Here is a 24,029-nt window from a genome sequence, read left to right on the forward strand (position 1 = left end):
TGGGCTGAGGCCGCCATATGAAACGCTTGATCACAGTCGCTGTATTGGTTTCAGGCAGCTTAATTTCTCTTCATGCTCAAGAGATGAGCTACGGGAAAACCGAGTTTCTGAACTCATGCGCCGCCTGCCACGGAAGTGGCGGAAAGGGCGACGGCCCTCTGGCTGCGGAATTACGAAGGGTGCCGACAGATCTGACCCTGCTTGCAGAAAAGAACGGCGGCGAGTTTCCCTATCGGCGTGTGCTGGCGACAATTGATGGGCGTTATGTTGTTCCAGGTCATGGCGAGCGCGACATGCCCGTCTGGGGGCAGCAATTTCTTTTGAGCGATAAGCGTATTTATGGGCCGGACGACGGACCCGTCGTGACGCAGGCAAGGATTCACGAGCTGGCAACGTTCATCGAGAGCCTGCAGAGTTCGAGGAACGAGGGTGCAGTCCCCTGAGACCACAGGATGGATCGAGGGTATGGATAATGATCACCGATAAACAGGTCGAAGCAGTTGAGTTCTTGTTGGATGCCACCAGTCATGGTGATCCGCGGCCCGTGGAATTGATCGAGACGCACATTTCACGCGTGTTCCTTGCAGGAGACCGCGCGTTCAAGATGAAGCGTGCGGTGCAGCTTCCGTACGTGGACTTCTCTTCAGCCGATCGTAGGCTTGCTGTTTGTCAGCTGGAGGTGGACCGCAACTCAACGACGGCACCGGAGCTCTATCTCGGGGTGAGACGGTTGACGAGAAGACCTGACGGCCGCCTGGAGTTTGATGGAACGGGAGATCTCGTTGACGCTGTGGTCGAGATGCGGCGTTTCGATCAATCTGCCTTGCTCGACAAGATGGCAGTGGCAGATGAATTGACACCACAACTGATGACCGATGTTGCCCGGACGATCATCAGGTTTCATCGTGATGTGCCTGTGTCCCATGACTGCGGAGGTGCTGCCAATCTGCAGCGGGTGCTCGATATCAATCTTGCAGGTTTTGGCACGAGCCATGTGTTCTCCAGATCCGAGGTCGAGGAGTTCGATGGCCTCTTCCGGACGACCCTGCAACGGCACGCGGGCCTGCTAGACAGTCGGGAACGACATGGAAAGATGCGCCGATGCCATGGCGACCTTCACTTGCGCAACATATGCCTCTTCCAGGGCAAGCCCCGTCTGTTCGACTGCATCGAGTTCAACGACGACATCTCTACGGTCGATGTCCTCTACGACCTCGCGTTCTTGCTGATGGATCTTTGGCATCGGGGTCTGCCCGAGCTTTCTAACCTGGTTGCGAACCGCTATCTTGATGAGGCAGACGACGAGGACGGGTTCGTACTCCTGCCGCTGTTGATGGCAATCCGTGCCGCTGTACGCGCGCACGTCACTGCCACGCAGGCCGAAGAAGGCGGGCCCCAAAAGACGCGACTTGCAGGGGATGCACGATCGTACTTCGAGCTCGCGCATCAACTTCTGGTCGCTTGCCTGCCCCGTCTCGTGGCGATCGGGGGCCTCAGCGGCTCCGGCAAGACGACGGTCGCGGAAGCGCTTGCAGCGCATATTGGAGCTCCGCCAGGCGCACGTATCGTCGAAAGCGATCGCATTCGGAAAATCCTTCATGGTGTGGCACCCGAAACCCGGCTCCCCAACAGGGCCTATGCCCCCGAGGTTTCCGAGCGCGTCTATTCGGAGATGGCGTGGCGTGCGGGACTTATCCTGTCGCAGGGGAGCTCGGTGGTGGCAGATGCCGTTTTCGAGCGTCCGAAAGACAGGGACAGAATGGAGCTCTGCGCCAGAGAACGGGGCGTGCCATTTTCGGGATTTTGGTTGGAGGCCGATGCCAACCTGCTTTGGTCGCGGGTGAGCGAGCGAAGTGGGGGTGTGTCAGATGCGACGGTGGACGTGCTGTCGCATCAGCTTCGCAGGTCGGTTGCCGATGTTGACTGGAAAAGCTTGAATGCCGCCCAGACACCTGCTGGCGTTGTCTCAGACATTCTGGTCGCCATAGATCACGAGGTTTCCTGCTGAACTGTCAGTCGCTGGCTTCGGCATTCGCGCGAGGTTTCAGCAGCAGCGACGCTCGGCAGAGGCCGGGGTCGTCGATTTCATGCTGGATCACAAACCCAAGTACGCGGCACATGGACAGCATCTTGCGGTTCTCGGCGAGGATCATGCCTTCGATCCTGGAGATTCCGTCCTCACGGGCATAGTCGATAAGCTGGTTGAGCAGTTCCCAGCCGATGCCTTGACCCTGCAGATCCGTTCGGACGAGCAGCGCATATTCTGCGACGACATGATCCGGGTCGCATGAGAGGCGGCCAATGCCTGCGAGCTCTTCACCACCACGCGCAATGACTACAAAGGCCATCTCGCGGTCATAGTCGAGCTGGGTCATTCGCTTCAGCATCTGGTCCGGAAAGTGCTTGCGGGGACTGAGAAACCGCAGTCGCATGTCTTCCTGCGTGACCTTGCCCAAGAATTCCGGATAGAGAGCGACATCTATCGGCTTGATCGGCCGGATGACGTATCGCTGCCCTTTGACCTCGATGTCTCGCTCCCACTTTGATGGATATGGACGAATGACGAGATCGGCATTGGGTGGAGGGGCCTCGATCAACGATGGATCGAACTGAATGCGGGCATCCAGGGCGACCGCTCCCTCGCGATCCGACAACAGAGGATTGATGTCCATTGACTTGATGCAGCGAAAGTCGACGACCAGTCGCGAGACACTGTCCAAGGCACCCAATATGGCGGCTCGATTGGCTGGTTCGCGATCACGATATCCTGCCAACAATCGGCCTGCCCGCGTATTGTCTATGAGATCTCCGGCCAATACATCGTCGAGCGGAGGCAAAGACACTGCCGTGTCGTCAAGCAATTCAACGGCAACGCCGCCGCTTCCAAACATTATCACAGGCCCGAAAATCGGGTCTTGATGGATGCCTACGAGCAGTTCGTATGCCCCCCGCCCGCTAATCATGGGCTGGACCGTGAAACCGTCCACCGACGCATCAGGCGCAGAGTGCTGTATGCGAAGGCAGATGGCCTCGGCGGCATCCCGCGCAGCTTCAGCAGAACCCAGGTCGAGAGCCACCCCGTCAACGTCTGACTTGTGAGAGATGTCCCTGGACACAAGTTTGACGACGACCTTGTCGACAGTCTGGAGCATAGCTGCCGCGGCCTTCTCGACATCTGAGGGGGACCTTGCGACTACGGTCTTTGGCGTTGCGATGCCATATGCCGCGATAACCTCTTTCGCTTCGGCCTCCGTCAACATTTGCCGTCCATCAGCCGCAGCCGCCCGGAAGATTGCTGTCGCGTGGGAGCGGTCAGCCAAGGATGCGCCCCCAGACTCTGGCGGCACTCGCATCAACGCGGCCTGGGCTCGCGACCACTCGCCGAGATATGATGCTGCCTGAGCTGCCTCAGCCGGAGTCTCGAAACTCGGGACCCCTGCGTTCTGCAAAAGGTGCCGCCCCTGTCGTGCTGTGCTTTCCCCAAGCCAACAGGTGATCAACGGCTTTCCGTTTATCTTTCCATTTTGCGCGATTGTGGAAACCGCGGATGCCGCATCGGTCGCCGAGGCGAGGCCAGTCGGACAATTGAGAACCATCAGGGCATCGGTTCCGGGGTCGGCTGCCACGGCTTGAATGACATCGGCATATCGACGTGGCGATGCGTCACCGATGATGTCTACCGGGTTTCCCTTCGACCAGGTTGGCGGCAGGCAGGCGTTCAGGCGTTCGATCGTCGCGAGAGAGAACGCAGCGAGTTCACAACGGCGATCAAGCAAGTCGTCGACAGCGAGGACTCCGGCACCGCCGCCGTTGGTTACGATGCCCAGGCGGGTTTGTTGAAGCGGCCCCAGCAGAGCTAGTATCTCTGCCGCATCGAACAGCTCAATGAGACCTCCGACGCGAAGAATTCCCGCCCGGGTGAAAGCAGCGCTGACCGCGCGATCACTCCCGGCAAGTGCTCCAGTGTGTGTCATCGCCGCTTTCGCAGCCTGATCATGTCGGCCTGATTTTATCGCCACCACCGGTTTGAGCCGAGCTGCAGCCCGTGCGGCCGACATGAATTTCCGCGGATGGGGGATAGTTTCCAGGTACATTAGGATCGCATGCGTGGACGGGTCACTTGCGAGCAGGTCAAGGTAGTCGCCAACATCAACATCGGCCATGTCGCCCAGGGACACGATGTGGGAAAAGCCGACATTGTTGTCGAGTGACCAGTCTACCAGCGCTGTCACGATCGCCCCGGACTGGGAAAGCAGCGCAATGCCGCCCGTGGACGCATTGCAATGCGAAAAGCTGGCGTTGAGATTCAGCTTGGGCGTGAGCAAGCCAAGCGTGTTAGGCCCCACTATTCGAAACAGATTGGGCTTTGCGGCCTCGAGCATTGCCTGCTTGAGGCCGTTTTCCACCGTCAGGCCGGCAGTGATTACGACGGCCGCCTTGCTGCCTATGTCGCCGAGATCCCGGACAATGCCTGGAACCGTTTCGGCAGGGGTAACGATCACGCTGAGATCGGGCGCCTCGGGAAGTTCTTTGGCGGTTCGATAGCAAGGTCTGCCTGCGATCTCACGGTGCTTCGGATTGACTGGCCAGATCTGGCCTTCGAACCCTCCCTGGACAATGTTTTCTATAACCACCGCGCCTACCGAACCGAGCCGGGTCGATGCGCCGAATACGGCGATCGATCTGGGATGCAGCACGAATTCCAGGTTGCGGATGGTCAAAGCGACTTCCTCCTCCATGGACCAGTACGGCTCCGCGTTGCAGGACGCATTGCCCTAGATCAATTCCCGATGTCGCCGTTCAGATTGACATGCATCAAGGCTCGTCGGGTCAACCCGTGCTCCATTTGTGAAAAAGGAGGAACCAAATGAACATGCAGTTCACCAAGCTCATGCTGGGTGCGGCAGTCGCGATTGTTGCCCTGACCAGCGAAGTCCCAGGCACTCTGGCCCAGATGCGTGGCCCGCTGATGTTCCAAGGTCATCAAATGATGTCCGCGGATGAGATGGCCACGATGATGGACCGGATGCGTAGCGCGAAGTCCGACGAGGAATGCGACGCTATCCGGGCCGAGCACCATGAGGCCATGCAGAAACGCGCAGCGGAACTGGGGATCACCCTGCCACAAGACTCCGAATGGGAACACAAGCCATCCGGATGCGGCACTGGGATGATGGGTGGCAATGCCCAGAAATCGCCGACGAGCAAGTGAAGCATCCTGACGGATCCGGCAATCTCCAGACCTTCAAGGATCACGCAATGGCTCACAACAAGTGTTGTTCCGTTCGGAGGCTCGCGAGAAAATATTGCGAGGCGCTGCCCAGGTCGTCGAAGCGGTAGTCGGATGCGCTGACTAGTGTTCAACTGTCGGCGTGCTCAAAAAAAGCTGCCGACGAGACTCTTCAACGAAGGACCGAAAGCCGCTTCGGCCTCGGTCCTCGCCGCCGGTTGGGCGAGATGCTCTCAACTTGATAACAACCGATTGACCCGGGCTTCATCGAGCAATGCGCGCGTGACCCCACCGAACGCCCACTCTCTCAATCGGCTGTGCCCGTACGCGCCCGACACCACGAGGTCAGCACCGCTATGGTCGATGAAATTGAACAGCATGAGATATTCGTCGGGGCTTTCGATCAATCTTGGCGTGGCTTTGATGCCGTGTTCCGCCAGGAAGGCTACTACATTGTTTAGGCCATCTCGAATGACTTGATCGGCCTCAGCCGTCACGGTCACCACCGTCACTTCTTTGGCCGCGACAAGCAGAGGCATTGCATCGGCCACGGCGCGTCGGGCTTCGCGTGTGTCTTTCCAAGCCACAATGATGCGCTCGGCGCTGAACTGTTCAACCTTATCGCGCACGACCAAAACCGGACGGCCCGCACGAAGAACGACACTGGCGGGACTGGCATGCCGATAGGAGTCCCCGGTAGCCGCGCCCTCTGAGGCCGCCATGACGATGAGATCCGCCGATTGGGCTGCCTGGACGACCGCATGGGTGGGGCTGGTCAGGCTTTGCCGCCATTCGGTCCGTACTGATCCTGCGGTCAACTGGTCGAACTCTGCGCGTACTTCCGTGAAACGCTGCTCGATATCGTCACGCATCAGTTGCCATGCTTCCGAAATGATGACCCCGCCTTCCGGCGTTGCCATTGGCAGCGGTGCATCACCCCCGCAGAGACCGATTAGCCTTGCGTCGTAGGATCTCGCGATATCGACTGCCAACTTCACAATCGGAACGACCGGTCCGTCGATATCGATGTTCACTAGGATGGATTTGTAGCTCATGGCTGCGCCTCGAAATCAGGACTTAAGTGGTCGTAAGATGACGGAAGCTGCGGCAAAGACCTTGACGCGGATCAACTTTCAATCCGTGTTCAATACGGATTGTCTGGCGCGACAGTGTCCTTTGTTACAACCACGATAGCCGCAGCGTCTTCGATGCGTCCGATTGCGCCAGGCCTGCCCGTCGCGCGGGCGAATTCCATCGCCGCCAGCATGCCGATGGCGGTAATGGCCCAGCCAATCACAATGGCAAGAGGACCTGCGCCAGCGGTCCTGTTTTGCGGCAGGCTGAACACCCTGGATCCGACCATCGAACCGATGACAAGGGCCGTCGACGGGCCCAGGCGCAGCTTGGTCCCGTTTGCTGTCGCGGCGGCGGAGTTAGGTGCGGAAGAGATGTCTGTGGCAGCCATGGTGCGTCTCCCAAAATGCAGACCAATTGCTGGCAGAGCGCGCTGCAATTGGCCGTTCGGCTTTGACGCGCATCAAATCGCTGGAGAGCAGTGTTTTGGTTTGAGGTCGGAGCGAGCGCGGATTCAAATTGACGTGGATCAAGGCGCTTGCGCAGCGCTCCGATAGTCAAACTGAAGGTAGCGTCCTCTCTGACGATCTTGTCGCAATGTGACTCGAACGTAGGCGGGACGCGGCTGCCGTCTGCAGTCGGAATGGCGACGGCAGACTCGTACCTGTTGTCGTGCAAAGCGATCGAGGGAACATGCCCGTCAACGAACCCTTGCTCAGAAAGATCATACTGGCGATCGCCGTCTTAGGGCTCGCCGCTGGGTTTGCGACACATTTTCAGCTCGGCATGGAAAATCTGGCTGACAGCATTTGGGCCTTCGCAAGCGCTCCGGTGATCGCCGCCCTCGCACTCTCCATTGTCCGAGATCTGTGGGCTGGTCGTTTTGGTGTCGATGCCATTGCTCTTGTGTCAATGAGTGTGGCGCTTTGGCTCGGTGAGGACTTGGCAGCCATAGTTGTCGCGATCATGTACATGGGGGGCAATGTCCTTGAGGACTATGCTCGTGGTCGTGCCCAAAGTGATCTGAAGGCCTTGACTGACCGGTCACCGAGGATTGCTCATCGCCGCCGCGGCGAGGTCCTCGAGAGCATATCAATCGGGAGCGTTTCGGTTGGAGACGAATTGATGGTTCGGGCCGGCGAGGTGCTGCCCGTCGATGGCGTGCTGCTCGATGATGACACCAGGATCGATGAGTCCGCCATCACCGGGGAGCCGTTCTTAAGAGCATGCAAGCAGGGAGATGCAGTCCGCAGCGGCACGGTGAACGCAGGAGAAATGTTTCACATGCGCGCCACTGCCGTCGCGGCAGAAAGCACCTATGCCGGCATCGTCAGAATGGTCGAGGCGGCTCAGACTGCCAAAGCGCCATTCATCCGTCTGGCCGACCGATTTGCGTTGGTGTTGTTGCCCCTCACGCTGATCGTGGCAGCTGCCGCATGGCATGTTTCAGGTGACCCAGTGCGAGCGCTCGCCGTGCTGGTCGTGGCAACACCGTGTCCGCTCATTCTCGCGGCGCCGATCGCTTTCATAGCCGGAGTCTCCCGCGCGGCACGCCAGGGTGTTCTGATGAAGGGCAGCACGGCTTTGGAAGCACTCGCCAAAGTGAGGACCGCCATCTTCGACAAGACAGGCACACTCACCCATGGCGGCGCTCAACTGATCGAGATGCAAATTGCCCCGGGAAGAGACGAAGATGAACTTCTACGTTTGCTGGGTTCCCTAGAACAGGCATCTCACCACGTTCTCGCCTCAGCGGTCGTTGCCCTCGCCAGAAACAGGGGGCTCACCTTGACGCGCCCTGATGGCGTTTGTGAGCATAGAGGATCGGGGTTGATCGGAACCATTTCAGGAACCAGAGTCTCCGCTGGTTCCCGGTCCCTAATCTTGGCGGCTTCAGCGCCCCCCGCTTGGGCGGAACGGGTGGTGTCCCGATATCAGGGGCATCCGGTTCTTGTTGTGTACATGGCTGTCGAGGGCCGTCTTGCAGCGGTCTTGGTTCTTGGCGACAGCCTTCGGGCGGATGCTGTTTCGGCGGTGACCCGGCTTCGGAATGCCGGCGTGCGGCGCAGCATAATGCTGACAGGCGATGATGCAGATGCCGCCAATCGGATAGCGGCCACTCTCCCGCTGGACCTCGTCGTTGCGGACGCGTCACCCGCTGACAAGGTGGCTGTTGTGAATGCCGAGAGCAGCAAGGCAGCTACCATGATGGTCGGCGACGGCATCAACGATGCTCCAGCACTAGCGATGGCCACAGTGGGTGTTGCGATGGGGGCTCGCGGAGCAACAGCCTCTTCCGAGGCTGCAGATGTGGTCGTCCTGACAGACAGCTTAGGGGCTGTGGCGACGGCGGTTGAAATCGCGAGCCGGACTACCATGATCGCAAGACAAAGCATCGTGGCTGGCATCGGGCTATCTGCATTGGCGATGATCGCCGCCGCCTTTGGCTTTCTATCGCCTGTCTCTGGGGCGCTTCTTCAGGAGGCGATAGACGTTGCGGTCATTCTCAATGCTTTGCGGGCCCTCGGTGACCATGGGAAACGCAAAGTGGGATACCAATGACGAGCCGCTTCTACTGCAGGTGACCAATGGGTGCCATAGCACGCCTCGGACTTGCGCTGGCGATCGGGCTCCTGGTTGGTTTCAAGCGTGGGTGGCAAGAACGGAACGAGCCCGATCGTTTGCTGGAGGCATGCTTCTGGCGACGCTCATAGCCATGGCGCTGGGCGCGGCTGTCTTCGTCCTTACGGGTGCATGTCCTGGTCATCGTCAATTTGACGCGGATCAATGCCGTCCTGCGCGATCGAGCGCTATGTCAGGGCAAATAGAGGATTGCGCTATGACTTCGTTGGCAGATTTGACACCTGGCTTTCGGAACGTGCGGTTGCTTCTGGCCCGCGAAAAGGGACATCCCATCGGGGATCGAGAGGTAGGATACGATTTGCTTGTCCCGCTCGATGCTGAAGGTCGGCTTGATGCTGCCGACTGGAAGACGCACCAGGCGTTCTGCCGCGTCCGAAAGTTCGGCGACGGGAGCGAAGACCGCATTGGATTGCTGAGGCGAAAGCCGGGCGGGCAGTGGTATTTCGACTATTCTGACGGAGACCGGGACGATGAGATTGGCTTTCGTCTGAACGACGAACGTTTCACCGTCGGCGAATACGTCTCGATCGGACGAAAACAAGCCATGCATACCTACCAGGTCGCCAGGGTCGAGCGGCCGTGACATCTCAGTTGGCCCTCCGGCTGTTCTGTTAGTGGTTCCCTCTGACATCTGGAGTACCCTCGAAGGGGCAAGCCGATGAATCCGCAGCGTGATCCCTATTGGTCGATGCCGTTAGCGGAGGTCATGACCGCGCTGGGCACGAACCCAGGCGGTTTGACCGCCGCACAAGCGAACCAAAGTCGTGCGCTTCACGGAATCAACGCCATTCAAGGTCGCTCGGGCGGAGAGGCGCTCCGCCTGGTGCTTCGGCAAGTCCGCAGTCCTTTGGTGCTCATACTCATGTTTGCCGCGGCCGTGTCGTCGCTGATGGGAGAGGCGCAGGAAGCGATTATTATCTGCCTGATATTGCTGGCGAGTTGCGGCCTGGGCTTCACGCAAGAGTACGGTGCGTCCAAGGCCGCATTGGCCCTGAAGCGTCAATTGCTTCGAAGAGTCAGGGCTTTGCGCAATGGTGTCGAGACCGACGTTGCCATAGATGAGGTTGTTCCCGGCGATCTTCTCAAGTTATCCGCTGGGGACATGATTGCTGCCGACGGCCTCATCGTCGATGCCCGCGACTTCAACGTCAGTGAGGCGGTCCTGACTGGCGAATCCTTTCCCGTCCTGAAAACCATGGGAGTGGTCGGGGCAGAAACGCCACTGGGGCAACGGACGAATTCTGTCTTCACAGGGACATCCGTCCGCAGCGGCACGGCCACCGTACTCGCCGTCGCAACAGGAAGCGCCACAGAGTTTGCAGCGATCGCCGATGCAGTCGAGAGGCGGGTAGAGGAAAGCGGCTTTGCCAAGGGTATCCGGCGATTCGGATACCTCATGACCGAGGTGATGCTGGCGATTGTGATCGTCGTATTTGTGGTCAACCTGTTGCTCCACAGGCCGTTGGCAGAATCGCTGCTCTTTTCTCTCGCACTGGCGGTCGGCCTTACTCCGGAACTGTTGCCTGCGATCATCAGCGTTACGCTCGCTCGTGGGGCCGCGGTCATGGCCAAGAATGGCGTGATCGTCCGACGGCTCGAGGCAATTGAGAACCTGGGCAGCATGGATGTCCTGTGTACGGACAAGACGGGGACATTAACCGAAGGAGCTATTCGGCTTGACCGATGGGTAGATTCGCGTGGGCGACCATCCGATCAGCTGCTTGCCTGGGCGAAACTGAACGCGTCGCTCCAGACTGGGATCAAGAATCCACTCGACGAAGCGATCGTCAATGTCGGCATCCCGGAGCAGCAGCCCCTGGGCGGGCAAGGGGTTAAGCTCGACGAGATTCCCTACGACTTCGCCCGCAAGCGCCTGTCCGTTATCGTCCGCAGAGTCGAAGGCGGCTCGCTGATGATCTGCAAGGGTGCGGTCCGGACGATGCTGGATGTGTGCGGGACTGAAACAGACGGACAAACGGCTGAAAAACTCTCCGATCAGCGTCGGGCCGATATCGATGACCAGGTTCGGTCGTGGAGCGAACAGGGCTTTCGCGTTATTGCCCTGGCTGTCCGTCAGTTTCTGAAGACTGAAGGTTTCACCCGCGGCGATGAAATGGACCTCACGCTCGCGGGCTTTCTGCTGTTTTTCGACCCTCCAAAGGAGAGCTCGGCTGACGCGCTGAAGGAACTCGCCAGGCGCGGCGTATCAGTTCGAATGATCAGTGGCGATGACCGACACGTTGCCAGGCATCTTGCCAAGGCTATAGGCCTAGCCCCCGACGCGATATTGACCGGCGACGAACTGGTTCACATGACGAAGGAAGCCCTGTTCGCGCGTGTCGAAGACATCGACATTTTTGCCGAGATCGACCCCAACCAGAAGGAACGGATCGTCGAAGCATTCAAGAGACGGGGCCGGATTGTCGGCTACCTAGGGGATGGCATCAACGACGCGCCGGCACTCCACCAGGCCGATGTCGGCATCTCGGTGGACCAAGCCGTCGATGTGGCGCGTGAGGCGGCCGATATCATTCTGCTCGAACGGGACCTTGGGATTCTCATGGTGGGAATCGACGATGGACGAAAGACCTTCGCCAACACGATGAAGTACATCGCCATCACGACTAGCTCGAACTTCGGCAACATGATCAGTATGGCCATTGCGTCGCTTTTCCTGCCCTTTCTTCCCCTCTTGGCGAAGCAGATACTGCTCAACAACTTTCTCTCCGACCTCCCGTCTTTGTCGATCGCAACTGACAATGTCGATATAGATGAAACCAGGCGACCGAGGAGATGGGACATCTCGTTCATTCGTCGCTTCATGATCCGTTTCGGTTTGGTCAGTTCCTTGTTCGACGCGGCAACGTTCGCCTTCCTATTGTTCGTGGTTCACGCCGGCGCTTCGGTGTTTCAGACTGGTTGGTTCACTGAATCGTTGCTTACCCAACTTGCCACCGTTCTGGTCATTCGGACCCACAAGCCTGCTTGGTCAAGCCGGCCCAGCCGGACGCTTGTGTCGCTTACGCTACTCGTTGGCACCGTTGCGGTTAGCCTGTCCTATTCGCCAGTGGCTGTCTGGTTTGGGTTCGTGCCGTTGTCGCTAACAACCATGGGAGGGCTGCTTTGCATCACACTCGCTTATGTGATGACGACGGAATGGTTGAAGGTCCGGTTCTTCGCGACTTCTGGAGTTTCTAACACTGGCCTCCACAGTCCAACGAAGCGTGCCCTTGTTGGCGGATTGGCGAGCAGGTCGCAGTGAACGGAGTTATCTCCATGACTCGACGCATCCTCATCATAATTGGTCACCCGGATCCTTCCCCCGATCGCTTTTGTCGCGTGCTTGCGAAAGCGTATGCTGCCGCGGCGGAGAGCGCGGGCCATCAGATCCGTCAGATCGATCTGGCGGTCACAGACTTCCCGCTGTTGAGGACCGCCGAAGAGTTCGAGCACGGTACTGTCCCTGAACCATTGCGAGCGGCTGCCGATGCGATCGTCTGGGCTGAACACCTGGTGTTCGTATTTCCCTTGTGGCTCGGCACCATGCCGGCGCTGCTCAAAGGATTCCTCGAACAGACGATGCGGCCAGGAGTGGCCTTCCAGTACCCGGAAAACAAGGGAATGCTGACAAAAGCCCTGCTGCGGGGCCGATCCGCCCGGATCGTGGTGACCATGGGAATGCCGTCGATCTTCTATCGGCTGTGGTTCCTCAACCACGGGATCGCCGGCATGCGCCGAGGGGTTCTGAATTTCGTGGGGATCAAGCCCGTTCATGAAACACTCCTCGGCCCCGTGGGTACCGGAGAAGCACGGCGATTGAAATGGATCTGCCAAATCGAACAGCTCGGCAGGCGCGCCCATTAACCCGCACTACGGTACCAGGACGGCCGCCCCGCTGACTCGGCCCGACCGAAGGTCGTCGAGCGCGTCGTTGGCTTTGTGAAGCAGGTAGGCGGTAGTGCGAGCCGTGACCTTCGCCTGCTTGGAAATGGCGAAGAATTCGTCGCCATCGCGGCGGGTGAGGTTCGCCACTGAAACGACTTCACGCTCGCCCCATAACAGTTCGTAGTGCATGGCCGGAATATCGCTCATATGAATGCCGCCGCAGACGACGCGCCCACCTTTCCGAACCAGTGCGAGCGCCGCTGGCACGAGCGAGCCGACCGGGGCGAAGATGATCGCCGCGTCGAGTTCTGCTGGAGGTTGATCTTCCGAACTACCCGCCCAAATACACCCAAGCTGGCGGGCCAATCCCTGGGCTGTCACGTCGCCCGGTTTGGTGAAGGCAAAGACTTGCCGCCCTTGCCAGACGGAGACTTGGGCAATGATGTGGGCTGCCGCGCCAAAGCCAAACAGTCCCAGCCGCTTGGCATCACCCGCCTTCTTCAAGCATCGCCATCCGATCAGTCCAGCGCATAGCAGGGGGGCCTGCGCCACCGGGTTGTCACGTGGATCGAGTTCAAAGGCATAGTCCACGCCGGCCAACACATGGGTCGCGAAGCCGCCGTCCGCTGTGTAGCCTGTGAATAAGGGTGAATTGCAGAGGTTCTCGCTGCCTGCCCTGCAATAGCGACAGTCGCCGCATGTTCGACCCAGCCACGGTACGCCGAACCTATGGCCGAGCAAGGAACTGTCGAGATCAGATCCGACTAGGTCAGCAATGCCGACAATCTCGTGCCCCGGAATCAACGGCAACTTCGGATTTGGAAGGTCTCCGTCCACAACATGAAGATCGGTTCGGCATACAGCGCAGGCTTCTACACGCAGGCGGATCTGCCTGGGTCCGGGGGAAGGATCCGCCCTCTCAACAAGCCGAAGCGGTTGGCGCACATGCTCAAGCAACATGGCCTTCATTGCTGCGGGCCCCCGATACGCCTTCAACTCACCGAAATTCGGTCGTCCACCTGGGTAACTCCGGGGATGGACCATGCTGCGCGTTCGGCCGCCATGCGCTCCGACCATGTGCGGACGTGGCCCTCCAGTCGGACGATTCCATCGGCCATCGAAACCTGGATCGCTTGGGCTTCGATTTCAGCACTGCGTACCAAGGCCGACTTGATCTTCTTGCGGACATCGGCCGATGTCAGGTGCGGCCTGATTTCAATGTTGTTGGAGATGCCGACCACGCCACCCAAGCGTTGCACCACGTCAGTTGCTGCGGTTTTCTGATACTGCCAAGTGACGCTGCCTGTGAGGGTCACCCAGCCGTGCTGGACCGTGATTTGGACCGCGTTCTCAGGAATTGTCGTATTCCATGCAAGGATAGTAACCGCTCGTCTCGCGATCTCGTCGTCAGCAGTGGCGTGGGCACCGAAAGGCCGGACTTCAATATCTTGAGCGATCCCCCTTACCCCCTTCACACGTCGAACAACTCCTTCTGCCGCAGCCTTCTGAGCATAGGTCGAAACATGCCCAGTCAGAGTGACGACACCGTGATCGACAGACACTCCGATATGGGCTGCATTGATGCTGGGTTCGAAATCCAATTCGTCGAGGACATCTTGTCTGAGGGCGATATCAGACATCGATCGAACTCCTTGTTGTCGCCGCAAACGCAGAAAGACCAGTCTCTGCCAGAGCCCCTCGGCTGCATTGATCCTTGTCAAATTTTGGCGAGCAACCATGTCACGAGTGCAACTCGTAGCCCTTCGCGATAGATGGATGTATAAGAAAACCAGGGTGAAGGACCGCTTTCCAGCGGGTCTGGGTGAGGCAACATCGGGAAGTGGTCATGGCCGAAGATGCCATTTCCAAACCGTTCCACAAAGTAAGGTTCCCTTTTATTTACTGTGGGGGAAAAGCATACCTTTTTGCCTGTTCAGTCGTGGCATTCGCGTTTTTGGCACGTATTCTTCTCCATGGCTTTCTGGCTGACAGCGCCACTTTCATACTCTTCGTCCCGGCAATCCTCATAGCTGCGATGACAGGCGGTGCGGGTCCTGGGCTGGTTTCAGTTGTCCTGTCCGTTATTGGCGCGTTCTACATTGGCGGGCTCAAGCTGGAGGGCAACACTGGTGTCGGTGCGCTGCTGGTTTTCACCCTCGTCGGCTTGGCTCTGGCGGCAATGGGGGAACTGTTGCATCGGGCCTGGAGTGTCAATGAAGAAACGAAGCATAGGCTCGTTGAGCGCGAAGCTCATCTCAAGTCGATATTGGACACTGTCCTCGACGCTTCGGTTGTCATCGAACGAGATGGAACCATCGTTTCCTTCAACACGGCAGCAGTCAGGCAGTTCGGCTACTTGGAAGAGGAAGTCAGGGGCCAAAATGTTCGAATCCTCATGCCGGAGCCATATCGAAGCGGTCACGATGGCTTCATCCGCAGGTACCTGACCACTGGCGAGAAGCGCATCATTGGGGTCGATCGCGTGGTGGTCGGCCGCAGGAAGGATGGTTCCACGTTTCCGATGACTCTGGCCGTGGGCGAGATGAAGTCCGGCGATAAGATCTATTTCACCGGGTTCATACGCGATTTGACCGAACGAGAAGAATCTGCAGCTCGGCTTCAGGAAATTCAAGGCGAGCTGGCGAGGCTCGCCCGCCTCAACGAACTGGGAGAAATGGCTTCAACGCTTGCGCACGAACTCAATCAGCCGCTGTCGACAATTGCAAACTACACGCAAGGGTCTCTTCGCATGCTGCGAGAACACCCAGATCAAGTAGCAGGCCAACTTCCAGAAGTTTTGCAAGAGATTGCGACGCAGTCACTCCGAGCAGGAGAGATTATCCGCCATCTTCGGGAATTCGTGATGCGCGGGGAGACCGAGAAAGCGCCCGAGGACATTCATAAGCTTGTCGAAGAGGCCGGTGCTTTGGCTCTGATGGGGTCAAGAGAACGAGGCGTTCGATCAGTTTTTGATTTCGGTCCCGGAACAGGGATGGTGATGGTCGACAGAGTCCAGATTCAACAAGTACTGACCAATCTCATGCGCAACGGCATCGAAGCCATGCGTGACAGCGATACGCGGCTTCTGACTGTGCGGACGGCCTCCGGAAAGCCAGGCGAAGTCGCCGTTGAAGTCTCCGACACCGGGCCTGGCATTTCCGACGAGGTTGCAGCGCGCCTGTTCCAGCCCTTCGTGACGACCAAGGCCAGCGGTATGGGCATTGGCCTCTCGATTGCCAAACGCATCGTGGAGGCACACGGGGGGGAGCTGAACATGCGGAAGAATGCCCATGGCGGGGTGACATTCCGTTTCACCTTGCCCGCTTTCGGACAGGAGACAGCCGATGGACAAGGGTGAGAGCGTCGTCCACGTCGTCGACGATGAGGAACCGGTGAGAAAGTCACTGGCGTTCCTGCTTACTATGTCCGGGTATACTGTGCGCCAGCATGAGTCTGCCGTAGCGTTCCTATCCGTGGCACCAACTATCCGTAATGGTTGTTTGGTGACTGACTTACGTATGCCCGATGTAGACGGGATCGAATTGCTGCAGCGGCTCCGCCAGCTATCCAGCACCATTCCCGCGATAGTGATTACGGGACATGGCGACGTTCCACTTGCCGTCGAAGCCATGAAAGCGGGAGCCTTCGATTTTATCGAAAAGCCGTTCAAGGACGATGTCTTGATCTCGGCTGTTGACCGGGCCATCGCTAGCATCGGAAGGCAGGCCGTTCACGAGGACATATCTGCCATTCGCGCTCGAGCGGCGTTGTTGAGCGATCGCGAGCGCGAGGTCTTCGTTGCGGTCGTGGCGGGACTTCCGAACAAAACCATCGCATACGATCTCGATATCAGTCCTCGAACCGTCGAGGTTCACCGGGCGAACGTAATGTCCAAGATGGAAGCGCGAAGCCTTCCCGAACTGGTGAGAATGGCCATCGAAGCGGGGCTTGGTGCCGGGCAACATTGACAGCCCCCAACCATCACGTGACTACGTATTCTCCCCTAGTGACATAACCGAATTTCTCTGCGGCGGCTCATGCGCGATGAATCTCCCGGTTACCGCGGGAGAGAGCAATGCATCCTCAGGGCAAGGTCGACAGTACCACGGGGTCTAATTGGGACACGCTATTGGGCCAGATGCCTCTGCCGGCATTCGGAGTTCCAATGCCCGCGTCATTCCATCCAGCAGGCTGCGAAATTTTCTCCCCAGGAAGCGACGCGAGCTGCTTCTATGTGGTGAAGTTCGGTTGCGTCCGAGTCTATAGGCTGCTGGCTGATGGCCGTAGGCAAATCTCTGCATTTCATCTGCCTGGCGAAGTGTTCGGATTCGAGGCGGATAGTCGCCATCATTTCTTCGCGGAGGCCGTCGGTGCCACCTCGACACTTTCCATGAGAGTGTCGGCAACCGCTGATTTGTCGGCAACACTTCTGCCTCTGGCGCTGCGCGGCCTGGTGCGCGCCCAGGAGCATCTCCTCGTTCTCGGCCGTCAGAATGCCCCTGAGCGAGTTGCCGCCTTTTTGCTGGACATGTTCGAGCGTCAGGGTGGGCTCGAACGCTTTGAACTGCCGATGTCACGGACAGACATTGCCGATTATCTAGGCCTGTCGCTTGAAACCGTGTCACGCGTTTTCACCAGACTGCGCGGACAAGGCATCATGCGGCTGGTGTCCTTGAGAACGGTTGAAATCGTCAAAATGCAGGCGCTATTGGTTATGTGCGAATAGATGGCTGGGCATTGTCCCAGTCACTGGCCCGAGCATCATTCCGCAGAGGCTGCGCTCGCAGTTGCTTGGCTCAGTAAATCCAACAATGGTCGCTGTCCGGCGACGAGCTTGTTGCTCGCGTCGTCCAACGAGAACCACTCAATTCGGTCCACCTCCGGGAAGAGCTTGTCTTGGCCGCTGTGGGGCGGCCACTCCATGGCAAACAGGTTGCTTTTGAAATCAGCCATATCGATGTCGGCTTCCACGGCAAAGGCGGTGACCAGCTTCCCACTATGCTGGCGGACGGTGCCGAGCGGAATGAGCTTGCCCGTCACTTCGATGCCTGTCTCTTCCTGGAACTCTCGCCTAGCCGCTGCCTCCGATTCCTCGTCGCCGGCATACTCGCCTTTGGGCATGGACCAGGCGCCAAGATCGCGTTTGCTCCAGAACGGCCCGCCCGGATGTGCAAGCAGGACTTCCACGAACCCTTGCGTTCGCCTGAACGCTAGTATGCCTGCGCTCTTCCTTGCCAACGCCCGCACCATCTCGGAATGAGACCAGAAGTTTCAGACCGAAATTGACCCCGGTCAAGGTTCGCAGCTGAAACTCGGGGAAACTTCAGTCTCGATCGGCGATCCACGCCATGTGAGCAACATTCGGGAGCGTCAAGAAATGGTGCCACGTCTGCGTTTCCATGGCGCTGCCCATGCAGTGACTGGCTCTTGTTACGAGCTTGAAGTCGGGGACCAGAGGATACTGATCGACTGTGGTCTCTTCCAAGGGTCGAAATCTGAACGGGAGCTCAATTACGGAGACTTTCCATTCGATCCGAGCAGGATTGACGCGGTCGTGCTGACCCATGCCCACATCGATCACAGTGGGTTGCTTCCCAAGCTGATGAAGCACGGGTTCTCCGGTCCCATACATGCCACTCGAGCCACGATCGATCTCTGCTCGGTCATGCTGCCCGATTGCGCTCACATCCAGGAAATGGAAGTTGAGCACCTCAATCGCCGCAACGCCCAACGGGGTCGTATGGCAGTAGAACCCATATACACGGCGGAAGACGCGGCAAAGTGCATGACGCTCTTCCATGCCAGGCAATATAGAGAATGGTTCGAAGTCGTAGCTGGTGTGCGGGTCAGGTTTTGGAACGCCGGGCATCTGTTGGGGTCCGCTTCAGTCGAAATTGAGATCAATTTTTCGGACAAGCCGCTCAGACTATTGTTTTCCGGAGATGTCGGTCCGGCTCACAAACTTCTGCAGCCGGATCCGGAAGCGCCGACGGATGTCGACTATCTGATTTGCGAATCGACCTATGGAGATCGGGAGCGAGGAGAAATCACCCCTCAGCGACGTAGGTCCCTGCTCTTGCAAGAGGTGCAAGGCGCGCTCGCGGCAAGTGGTCCGCTTATCATCCCATCGTTTGCCGTCGAACGAACGCAGGAGTTGCTTGTCGACCTGTTCTGGTTGATGCGCGAGGGGCAGATTCCCAAGGCCGATGTCTTCGTGGATTCGCCGCTAGCCACTCGCGCCAGCACAATCTTCGAGCGACATGCCGACGAAATCCAGGAAGGCGATGTGCTCAGGCAGGCCCTCAGTTCTCGCGAAATTCGCTTCACGGAAACAGTTGAGCAAAGCAAGGCGATCAATCGCCTCAGCGGGTTCTACGTCGTGATCGCAGCAAGCGGCATGTGCGATGCAGGTCGCATCCGACACCATCTGAAGGCGAATCTGTGGCGGAGGAACGCAACGGTGATGCTTGCCGGATTTCAGGCCCAGGGAACGCTGGGACGCATACTCCTCGACGGGGCCGAACGAGTACGAATTCAGGGAGAGGAGTTTCAGGTCAAGGCTCGGATCAGACTGCTCGACCTGTATTCGGGCCACGCCGATGCCAGCGAGCTCGAGGATTGGGTAAGGGCGCGACTGCCTATCCATGAAGGGGTATTCCTGACCCATGGCGAAGAAACTGGCCTGTCTGGACTGAAGGCACGCCTGGCGGCATTCGTCTCTCCGGAACGTATCATTGCACCACAACTTGACGAAGCCTTCGATCTCCGTAGGGCCGGCGCACAAAGGGTTGATTTCAACGAACCGAAGCGTCTGTTGCCGGGCAAGGTCGCCCGCCTTGATTGGCACAACGAGTTATCGGAATTGCTGCTTGATGTAAGCCAGGCCGTCAGTCAGCAGGCGGACGAACGTGGACGGTCTGCCGTCATTCGTCGGTTGCGCCGAGCCCTGACAACCGAACGATCGTGACGCATCGAGCTAGACGGCCTGGAACGCTCGGCTGTGGGACTAATTGGTTGGTCGAACTGACAGCCAAATCTTGGGCAGATGCTCCGGCCTGGCCATCGCAAGTCCGAGGGCCAGCGCCTCTTGCAGGTCAGTTGTGTATCGCGCGCTTCCTTCGAAGCCACCGAAATAATTGACCCGGATTACACTGCCTCGCTTGCTGATTGCTACGCCCACGGCACGCAGGCGTTCCTGCACTTCGCGATACTTCATTGGCTGTCCCCGTCCGAATGTCTCGGAGCCGCAGCAGCGGTTAACTTCAAATTTAGGAATTCATCAACGGCAACGCCTTGACTTGGGTCAACAGCGTGGGAAACCAAATGATCCGCAGGGTTGCGCCGGGTGCCGACTTGTCAGTACTGAAACTTGGACATCTGTCTGGCAATGGACAGTTCCTCGTTCGTGGCTATCACGCGAACCTCCACCTTGCTGTTGGGATGGCTGATCACCTCGCCGTCGCGCGATGGATCGAGTTTGACCCCCAACCACTGGAGTCGCCGGCAAATCGCCTGGCGTATTTCAGTTGCGTGCTCGCCGACCCCTCCAGTGAAGACTAGAAGCTCGATGCCTTCGATCGAACTGGCGAGACCCGCAATGGCCCGAGATATACTGAACACGAACAAGTCGATGGCCTCGGTCGCCCGCGGATCGTTGCTGGAATGCAGGGCGCGCATGTCACCTGAAATGCCCGATACGCCAAGTAGGCCCGATCGACGATATAGCAGGTCCTCGACCTCGGTGACCGCCAGCCCCTTCTCCTTTTGTAGATAGAGTAGGATGCCGGGATCAATCGAACCGGAGCGTGTGGCCATCATCACCCCATCCAGTGCGGTGAAGCCCATCGTCGTGTCCTGGCTCTTCCCGTCGATCATGGCGCAAAGACTGCAGCCGCTGCCAAGATGGGCAACTATCGTCTTTCGCGACCTGAGCTCAGGTGAGATCTCACCCAGGTGGTGGGAGATATGCTCATACGACAGTCCGTGGAAGCCATAGCGCCGCACGCCATCTGATTCAAACTGGCGTGGAAGGGCGTAGCGGGTGGCGGGCGGCCGCATGGAGCAATGAAAAGCCGTGTCGAAACACCCAATCTGTGCGAGGCCGGGTTGTAGCTCAGCCAACGCCCTGACGGGGGCGAGGCTCGCGGGCTGGTGCAGCGGAGCGATGGGGGTGAGCTCGTCAAGTGCGTCGATCACGTCTGCCGACAGGCGAATTGGTGTCACAAAGCGGCTTCCGCCATGGACTATGCGGTGGCCGACCAGTTCCAGTGCCCTGCCGTCCAAGTGCGGATGGAGAAACTCGATAAGTTCCTCCAGCAACAACACCGTTGAGCTCGTGGCAACAGGTCGGCCGTCGGCGAGGATTTGGCCCGACGAGTGCTTTGCCGAAAAACGGGGAGATCCGCCGATGCCATCGAACACGCCGCGTAACAACTGCTCCGGGCCAGCGGGCGACTGCGTGAACAGCCCGAATTTCAAGCTGGAAGATCCTGCGTTCAGTGCCAGGAGAGCCATGTGGTTCTTCCTTTCTCAGCCCCGCCATGACCAGTTGCGCACCTCAGGCATGTCTTCTCCATGATCTCGGACGTAATGCCAGTGTACTGAGAGACAATTCTCGAAATAGGCCCGCGCTTCTGCAGCCTTAGGCCCGAGGTTGCGCACGCGGTCGATCGCTTCGATGGCAAGATGATAGCGATCCATCTTGTTGAGCACGGTCATGTCGAAAGGTGTAGTGGTGGTACCTTCTTCCTGGAAGCCTCGAACGTGAATGTTCTCGTGGTTGTTGCGGCGATAGGTCAACCGGTGGATCAGATAAGGGTAGCCGTGATAGGCGAATACTACCGGTCGGTCCGCAGTGAACAATGCGTCAAAAGCCGCATCTGTCAGGCCGTGGGGATGCTGACTAATCGACTGCAACGTCATGAGATCCACGACGTTGACGACACGAATCTTCAGGTCTGGTAGGGCTTCCCGCAGCAGGCCCACTGCGGCAAGTGTCTCTAGCGTGGGCACATCGCCGGCGCAGGCCATCACAACATCGGGGCCGCTGTCATCTTCGGAGCCGGCCCAATGCCAGATACCTGCTCCAGCTTGGCAGTGGGCGATCGCGTCGGCCATGTTTAGCCATTGTTGCTGCGGCTGCTTTCCAGCCACGATCACATTGATCCGGTCAAAAGTGCGCAGGCAATGGTCAGTCACCCAAAGCAGGGTGTTGGCATCGGGGGGCAAATAGACGCGGACTATGTCCGCCTTCTTGTTGGCCACGAGGTCAACGAAGCCCGGATCCTGATGGCTGAAGCCGTTGTGATCCTGCCGCCAGACGTGCGAGGTCAGAAGATAGTTGAGCGAAGCGATCGGTTGTCGCCAAGCCAATTCTCGCGAAACCTTTAGCCATTTGGCATGCTGGTTGAACATCGAGTCAACGATGTGGATGAAGGCTTCGTAGCAGGAGAACAGCCCATGCCGCCCTGTCAGTAGATAGCCTTCCAGCCAGCCCTGGCAGAGATTCTCGCTCAAAACCTCCATGACACGCCCATCGCGTGCAAGGTGCTCGTCATAAGGCTTGATATCGGCCATCCACACCCGGTCGGTGGATGCGAACACTGGATCAAGCCGATTGGAAGCGGTCTCGTCGGGCCCCATGATGCGGAAGTTCCGAGCCTCGGCGTTCAGCTCGACGATTTCCCTGAGCATCCGTCCCATTGTCCGCGTCGCTTCCCCGTTGACGGATCCGGGTGATGGCACATCGACCGCAAATGACCTGAAGTCGGGCATGACAAGGTCGCGCTTAAGGCCACCGCCGTTGGCGTGCGGGTTGGCTCCCATCCTTCGGATCCCCTTCGGAGCCAATGCCTCAAGCTTTTTGCGAAGCCTTCCGTGATCGTCGAACAGACTGCCGGGGTCATAGCTACGCATCCATTCTTCCAGGATACGAAGATGTTCCTCGTTCTGGCGTGGATCAGTGATCGGGACCTGATGAGACCGCCAGAACCCTTCTGTCTTCTTGCCGTCTATCTCTTTGGGACCAGTCCACCCCTTGGGACTGCGCAATACGATCATCGGCCAGCGGGGGCGTTCGGCGCGACCTTCCCGCCTTGCTGCCGTCTGGATCGCCTCGATGCGGTTAAATGCTGTGTCGAGCGCCATGGCCATCTTGCCATGCATTTCGACAGGGTCCTCACCCTCGACAAAGATGGGCTCGTGTCCGTAACCCGTCAGAAGGCCATGCAACTCGGACTTGTCGATGCGGGCAAGCACCGTCGGGTTGGCGATCTTGTAGCCGTTGAGGTGCAGGATCGGCAGGACGGCGCCGTCATGGACGGGGCTCAAGAACTTGTTCGAGTGCCATGAGGCTGCAAGCGTGCCAGTCTCAGCTTCGCCGTCGCCTATCACGCAGGCTACGACTAGATCGGGATTGTCGAAGGCAGCCCCATACGCATGAACCAGTGCATAGCCCAGCTCTCCGCCTTCGTGGATGGAGCCGGGAGTTTCAGGCGCAGCGTGGCTGGGGATGCCGCCGGGGAACGAAAACTGTCGGAAAAGCGCGCGTATGCCGTCGGTGTCGCGGCCGATCTCGGGGTAAATCTCAGAATAAGTGCCCTCAAGATATGTATTGGCCACCATTCCGGGTCCGCCATGGCCTGGCCCGCAGACATAGATCATGTCGAGGTCGCGGTTCCTGATGAGGCGGTTCAGATGTGCGTAGATGAAGTTGAGTCCGGGTGTGGTGCCCCAGTGGCCAAGCAGGCGTGGCTTGATGTGCTCGGGCTTCAGCGGTTCCTTCAGAAGAGGGTTGTCCAGAAGATAAATCTGCCCAACCGACAGATAGTTCGCCGCCTGCCAATAACGATGAAGCAGATGGAGTTCTTCGGAACCAACGAATGCGTCGTCAATTTCGGCGAGTGACTTGTTGGCTCTCTGCATTCCGCGTTCCTTTCCAAGGTGGAAATGTCTTCGGAGCGTAGTCAATGTGACTCAGCATGCCTTGAGCCATGTCAATTGTATGTCGAGTTGGAGTGCGCTCTTCCGGTTGTTCGAGGGGTGACTGCGTGACCGCATGCTATTGGTTACGCCTGGATGGCTTAGCTGTGTGCCGCCAAAACGGCCTCAAATGACCAACAACGGCGACACGTTGAGCAACGACGACATGTTTGGTGAGGTGACAGAAGCAAACAGGAAAAGCCCGGACATGCAGATG

General features: G+C 58.5%; 20 protein-coding genes. 11 read left to right on the forward strand and 9 right to left on the reverse strand.

Features of this window, described 5'->3' with window-relative positions; all coding sequences use genetic code 11:
* Positions 1 to 17 precede the first annotated feature (17 nt).
* Positions 18 to 443 (forward strand): c-type cytochrome, encoded by a 426-nt coding sequence (locus tag NDO48_RS03760; RefSeq protein ID WP_018427573.1) that lies wholly within the window; start codon positions 18 to 20, stop codon positions 441 to 443.
* Positions 444 to 472: 29 nt separating this feature from the next.
* Positions 473 to 2,008 carry an AAA family ATPase gene (locus tag NDO48_RS03765; protein ID WP_018427574.1) on the forward strand — a complete coding sequence of 512 codons (1,536 nt, stop codon included), beginning with the start codon at positions 473 to 475 and terminating at the stop codon, positions 2,006 to 2,008.
* Positions 2,009 to 2,012: 4 nt separating this feature from the next.
* Here NDO48_RS03765 and NDO48_RS03770 read toward each other — a convergent pair whose 3' ends face one another.
* Entirely contained in the window at positions 2,013 to 4,721 is a 2,709-nt protein-coding gene (locus NDO48_RS03770; protein WP_267320864.1) for a bifunctional acetate--CoA ligase family protein/GNAT family N-acetyltransferase, read from the reverse strand.
* A 146-nt stretch (positions 4,722 to 4,867) separates the two neighbouring features.
* Here NDO48_RS03770 and NDO48_RS03775 point away from each other — a divergent pair, with 146 nt between their 5' ends.
* Positions 4,868 to 5,212: a hypothetical protein gene (locus tag NDO48_RS03775; protein WP_018427576.1), complete on the forward strand. Its 345-nt coding sequence runs from the start codon at positions 4,868 to 4,870 to the stop codon at positions 5,210 to 5,212.
* Between the two features lie 251 nt (positions 5,213 to 5,463).
* Here NDO48_RS03775 and NDO48_RS03780 read toward each other — a convergent pair whose 3' ends face one another.
* Both NDO48_RS03780 and NDO48_RS03785 read right to left on the reverse strand, forming a co-directional pair.
* Positions 5,464 to 6,285 carry a universal stress protein gene (locus tag NDO48_RS03780; RefSeq protein WP_018427577.1) on the reverse strand — a complete coding sequence of 274 codons (822 nt, stop codon included), beginning with the start codon at positions 6,283 to 6,285 and terminating at the stop codon, positions 5,464 to 5,466.
* Positions 6,286 to 6,374: 89 nt separating this feature from the next.
* On the reverse strand, positions 6,375 to 6,695 hold the full coding sequence (locus NDO48_RS03785) for a hypothetical protein (protein ID WP_018427578.1): 321 nt from the start codon (positions 6,693 to 6,695) through the stop codon (positions 6,375 to 6,377).
* A gap of 302 nt (positions 6,696 to 6,997) precedes the next feature.
* Here NDO48_RS03785 and NDO48_RS03790 point away from each other — a divergent pair, with 302 nt between their 5' ends.
* The 4 genes from NDO48_RS03790 to NDO48_RS03805 all read left to right on the forward strand — a co-directional run bounded on the left by NDO48_RS03790 (position 6,998) and on the right by NDO48_RS03805 (position 12,811).
* Entirely contained in the window at positions 6,998 to 8,866 is a 1,869-nt protein-coding gene (locus NDO48_RS03790; RefSeq protein ID WP_018427579.1) for a heavy metal translocating P-type ATPase, read from the forward strand.
* 277 nt (positions 8,867 to 9,143) lie between these two features.
* Complete coding sequence (locus NDO48_RS03795) at positions 9,144 to 9,530, forward strand: hypothetical protein (protein ID WP_026227115.1); 387 nt, start codon at positions 9,144 to 9,146, stop codon at positions 9,528 to 9,530.
* A gap of 75 nt (positions 9,531 to 9,605) precedes the next feature.
* Positions 9,606 to 12,209 (forward strand): magnesium-translocating P-type ATPase, encoded by a 2,604-nt coding sequence (mgtA, locus tag NDO48_RS03800; RefSeq protein WP_267320865.1) that lies wholly within the window; start codon positions 9,606 to 9,608, stop codon positions 12,207 to 12,209.
* 14 nt (positions 12,210 to 12,223) lie between these two features.
* A complete protein-coding gene (locus tag NDO48_RS03805) occupies positions 12,224 to 12,811 on the forward strand; it encodes an NAD(P)H-dependent oxidoreductase (RefSeq protein ID WP_018427582.1) in 588 nt (195 codons plus the stop codon).
* Positions 12,812 to 12,817: 6 nt separating this feature from the next.
* Here NDO48_RS03805 and NDO48_RS03810 read toward each other — a convergent pair whose 3' ends face one another.
* Both NDO48_RS03810 and NDO48_RS03815 read right to left on the reverse strand, forming a co-directional pair.
* A complete protein-coding gene (locus NDO48_RS03810; RefSeq protein ID WP_018427583.1) occupies positions 12,818 to 13,801 on the reverse strand; it encodes a zinc-dependent alcohol dehydrogenase family protein in 984 nt (327 codons plus the stop codon).
* Positions 13,802 to 13,824: 23 nt separating this feature from the next.
* Entirely contained in the window at positions 13,825 to 14,472 is a 648-nt protein-coding gene (locus tag NDO48_RS03815; RefSeq protein WP_018427584.1) for a BON domain-containing protein, read from the reverse strand.
* A 206-nt stretch (positions 14,473 to 14,678) separates the two neighbouring features.
* Here NDO48_RS03815 and NDO48_RS03820 point away from each other — a divergent pair, with 206 nt between their 5' ends.
* The 3 genes from NDO48_RS03820 to NDO48_RS03830 all read left to right on the forward strand — a co-directional run bounded on the left by NDO48_RS03820 (position 14,679) and on the right by NDO48_RS03830 (position 17,558).
* On the forward strand, positions 14,679 to 16,190 hold the full coding sequence (locus tag NDO48_RS03820) for a PAS domain S-box protein (RefSeq protein ID WP_018427585.1): 1,512 nt from the start codon (positions 14,679 to 14,681) through the stop codon (positions 16,188 to 16,190).
* Positions 16,177 to 16,800 (forward strand): response regulator FixJ, encoded by a 624-nt coding sequence (fixJ, locus tag NDO48_RS03825; protein ID WP_018427586.1) that lies wholly within the window; start codon positions 16,177 to 16,179, stop codon positions 16,798 to 16,800. The genes NDO48_RS03820 and fixJ overlap by 14 nt, the downstream gene beginning before the upstream one ends.
* A 197-nt stretch (positions 16,801 to 16,997) precedes the next feature.
* A complete protein-coding gene (locus NDO48_RS03830) occupies positions 16,998 to 17,558 on the forward strand; it encodes a helix-turn-helix domain-containing protein (protein WP_018427587.1) in 561 nt (186 codons plus the stop codon).
* 35 nt (positions 17,559 to 17,593) lie between these two features.
* Here NDO48_RS03830 and NDO48_RS03835 read toward each other — a convergent pair whose 3' ends face one another.
* A complete protein-coding gene (locus NDO48_RS03835; RefSeq protein ID WP_018427588.1) occupies positions 17,594 to 18,082 on the reverse strand; it encodes an NUDIX domain-containing protein in 489 nt (162 codons plus the stop codon).
* A gap of 127 nt (positions 18,083 to 18,209) precedes the next feature.
* Here NDO48_RS03835 and NDO48_RS03840 point away from each other — a divergent pair, with 127 nt between their 5' ends.
* Complete coding sequence (locus tag NDO48_RS03840) at positions 18,210 to 19,799, forward strand: MBL fold metallo-hydrolase (RefSeq protein ID WP_018427589.1); 1,590 nt, start codon at positions 18,210 to 18,212, stop codon at positions 19,797 to 19,799.
* A 39-nt stretch (positions 19,800 to 19,838) separates the two neighbouring features.
* On the opposite strand, the gene NDO48_RS03845 is transcribed toward NDO48_RS03840, so the two are convergent.
* The 3 genes from NDO48_RS03845 to NDO48_RS03855 form a co-directional block, all read right to left on the reverse strand.
* A complete protein-coding gene (locus NDO48_RS03845) occupies positions 19,839 to 20,048 on the reverse strand; it encodes a hypothetical protein (protein WP_018427590.1) in 210 nt (69 codons plus the stop codon).
* A gap of 140 nt (positions 20,049 to 20,188) precedes the next feature.
* Positions 20,189 to 21,346, reverse strand: coding sequence for an acetate/propionate family kinase (locus NDO48_RS03850; protein ID WP_267320866.1), 1,158 nt, complete (start codon positions 21,344 to 21,346; stop codon positions 20,189 to 20,191).
* A 15-nt stretch (positions 21,347 to 21,361) separates the two neighbouring features.
* Positions 21,362 to 23,755, reverse strand: coding sequence for a phosphoketolase (locus NDO48_RS03855; protein WP_018427592.1), 2,394 nt, complete (start codon positions 23,753 to 23,755; stop codon positions 21,362 to 21,364).
* Positions 23,756 to 24,029 lie beyond the last annotated feature (274 nt).

Source organism: Aminobacter sp. MET-1, from assembly GCF_026521175.1.
Lineage (GTDB): Bacteria > Pseudomonadota > Alphaproteobacteria > Rhizobiales > Rhizobiaceae > Aminobacter.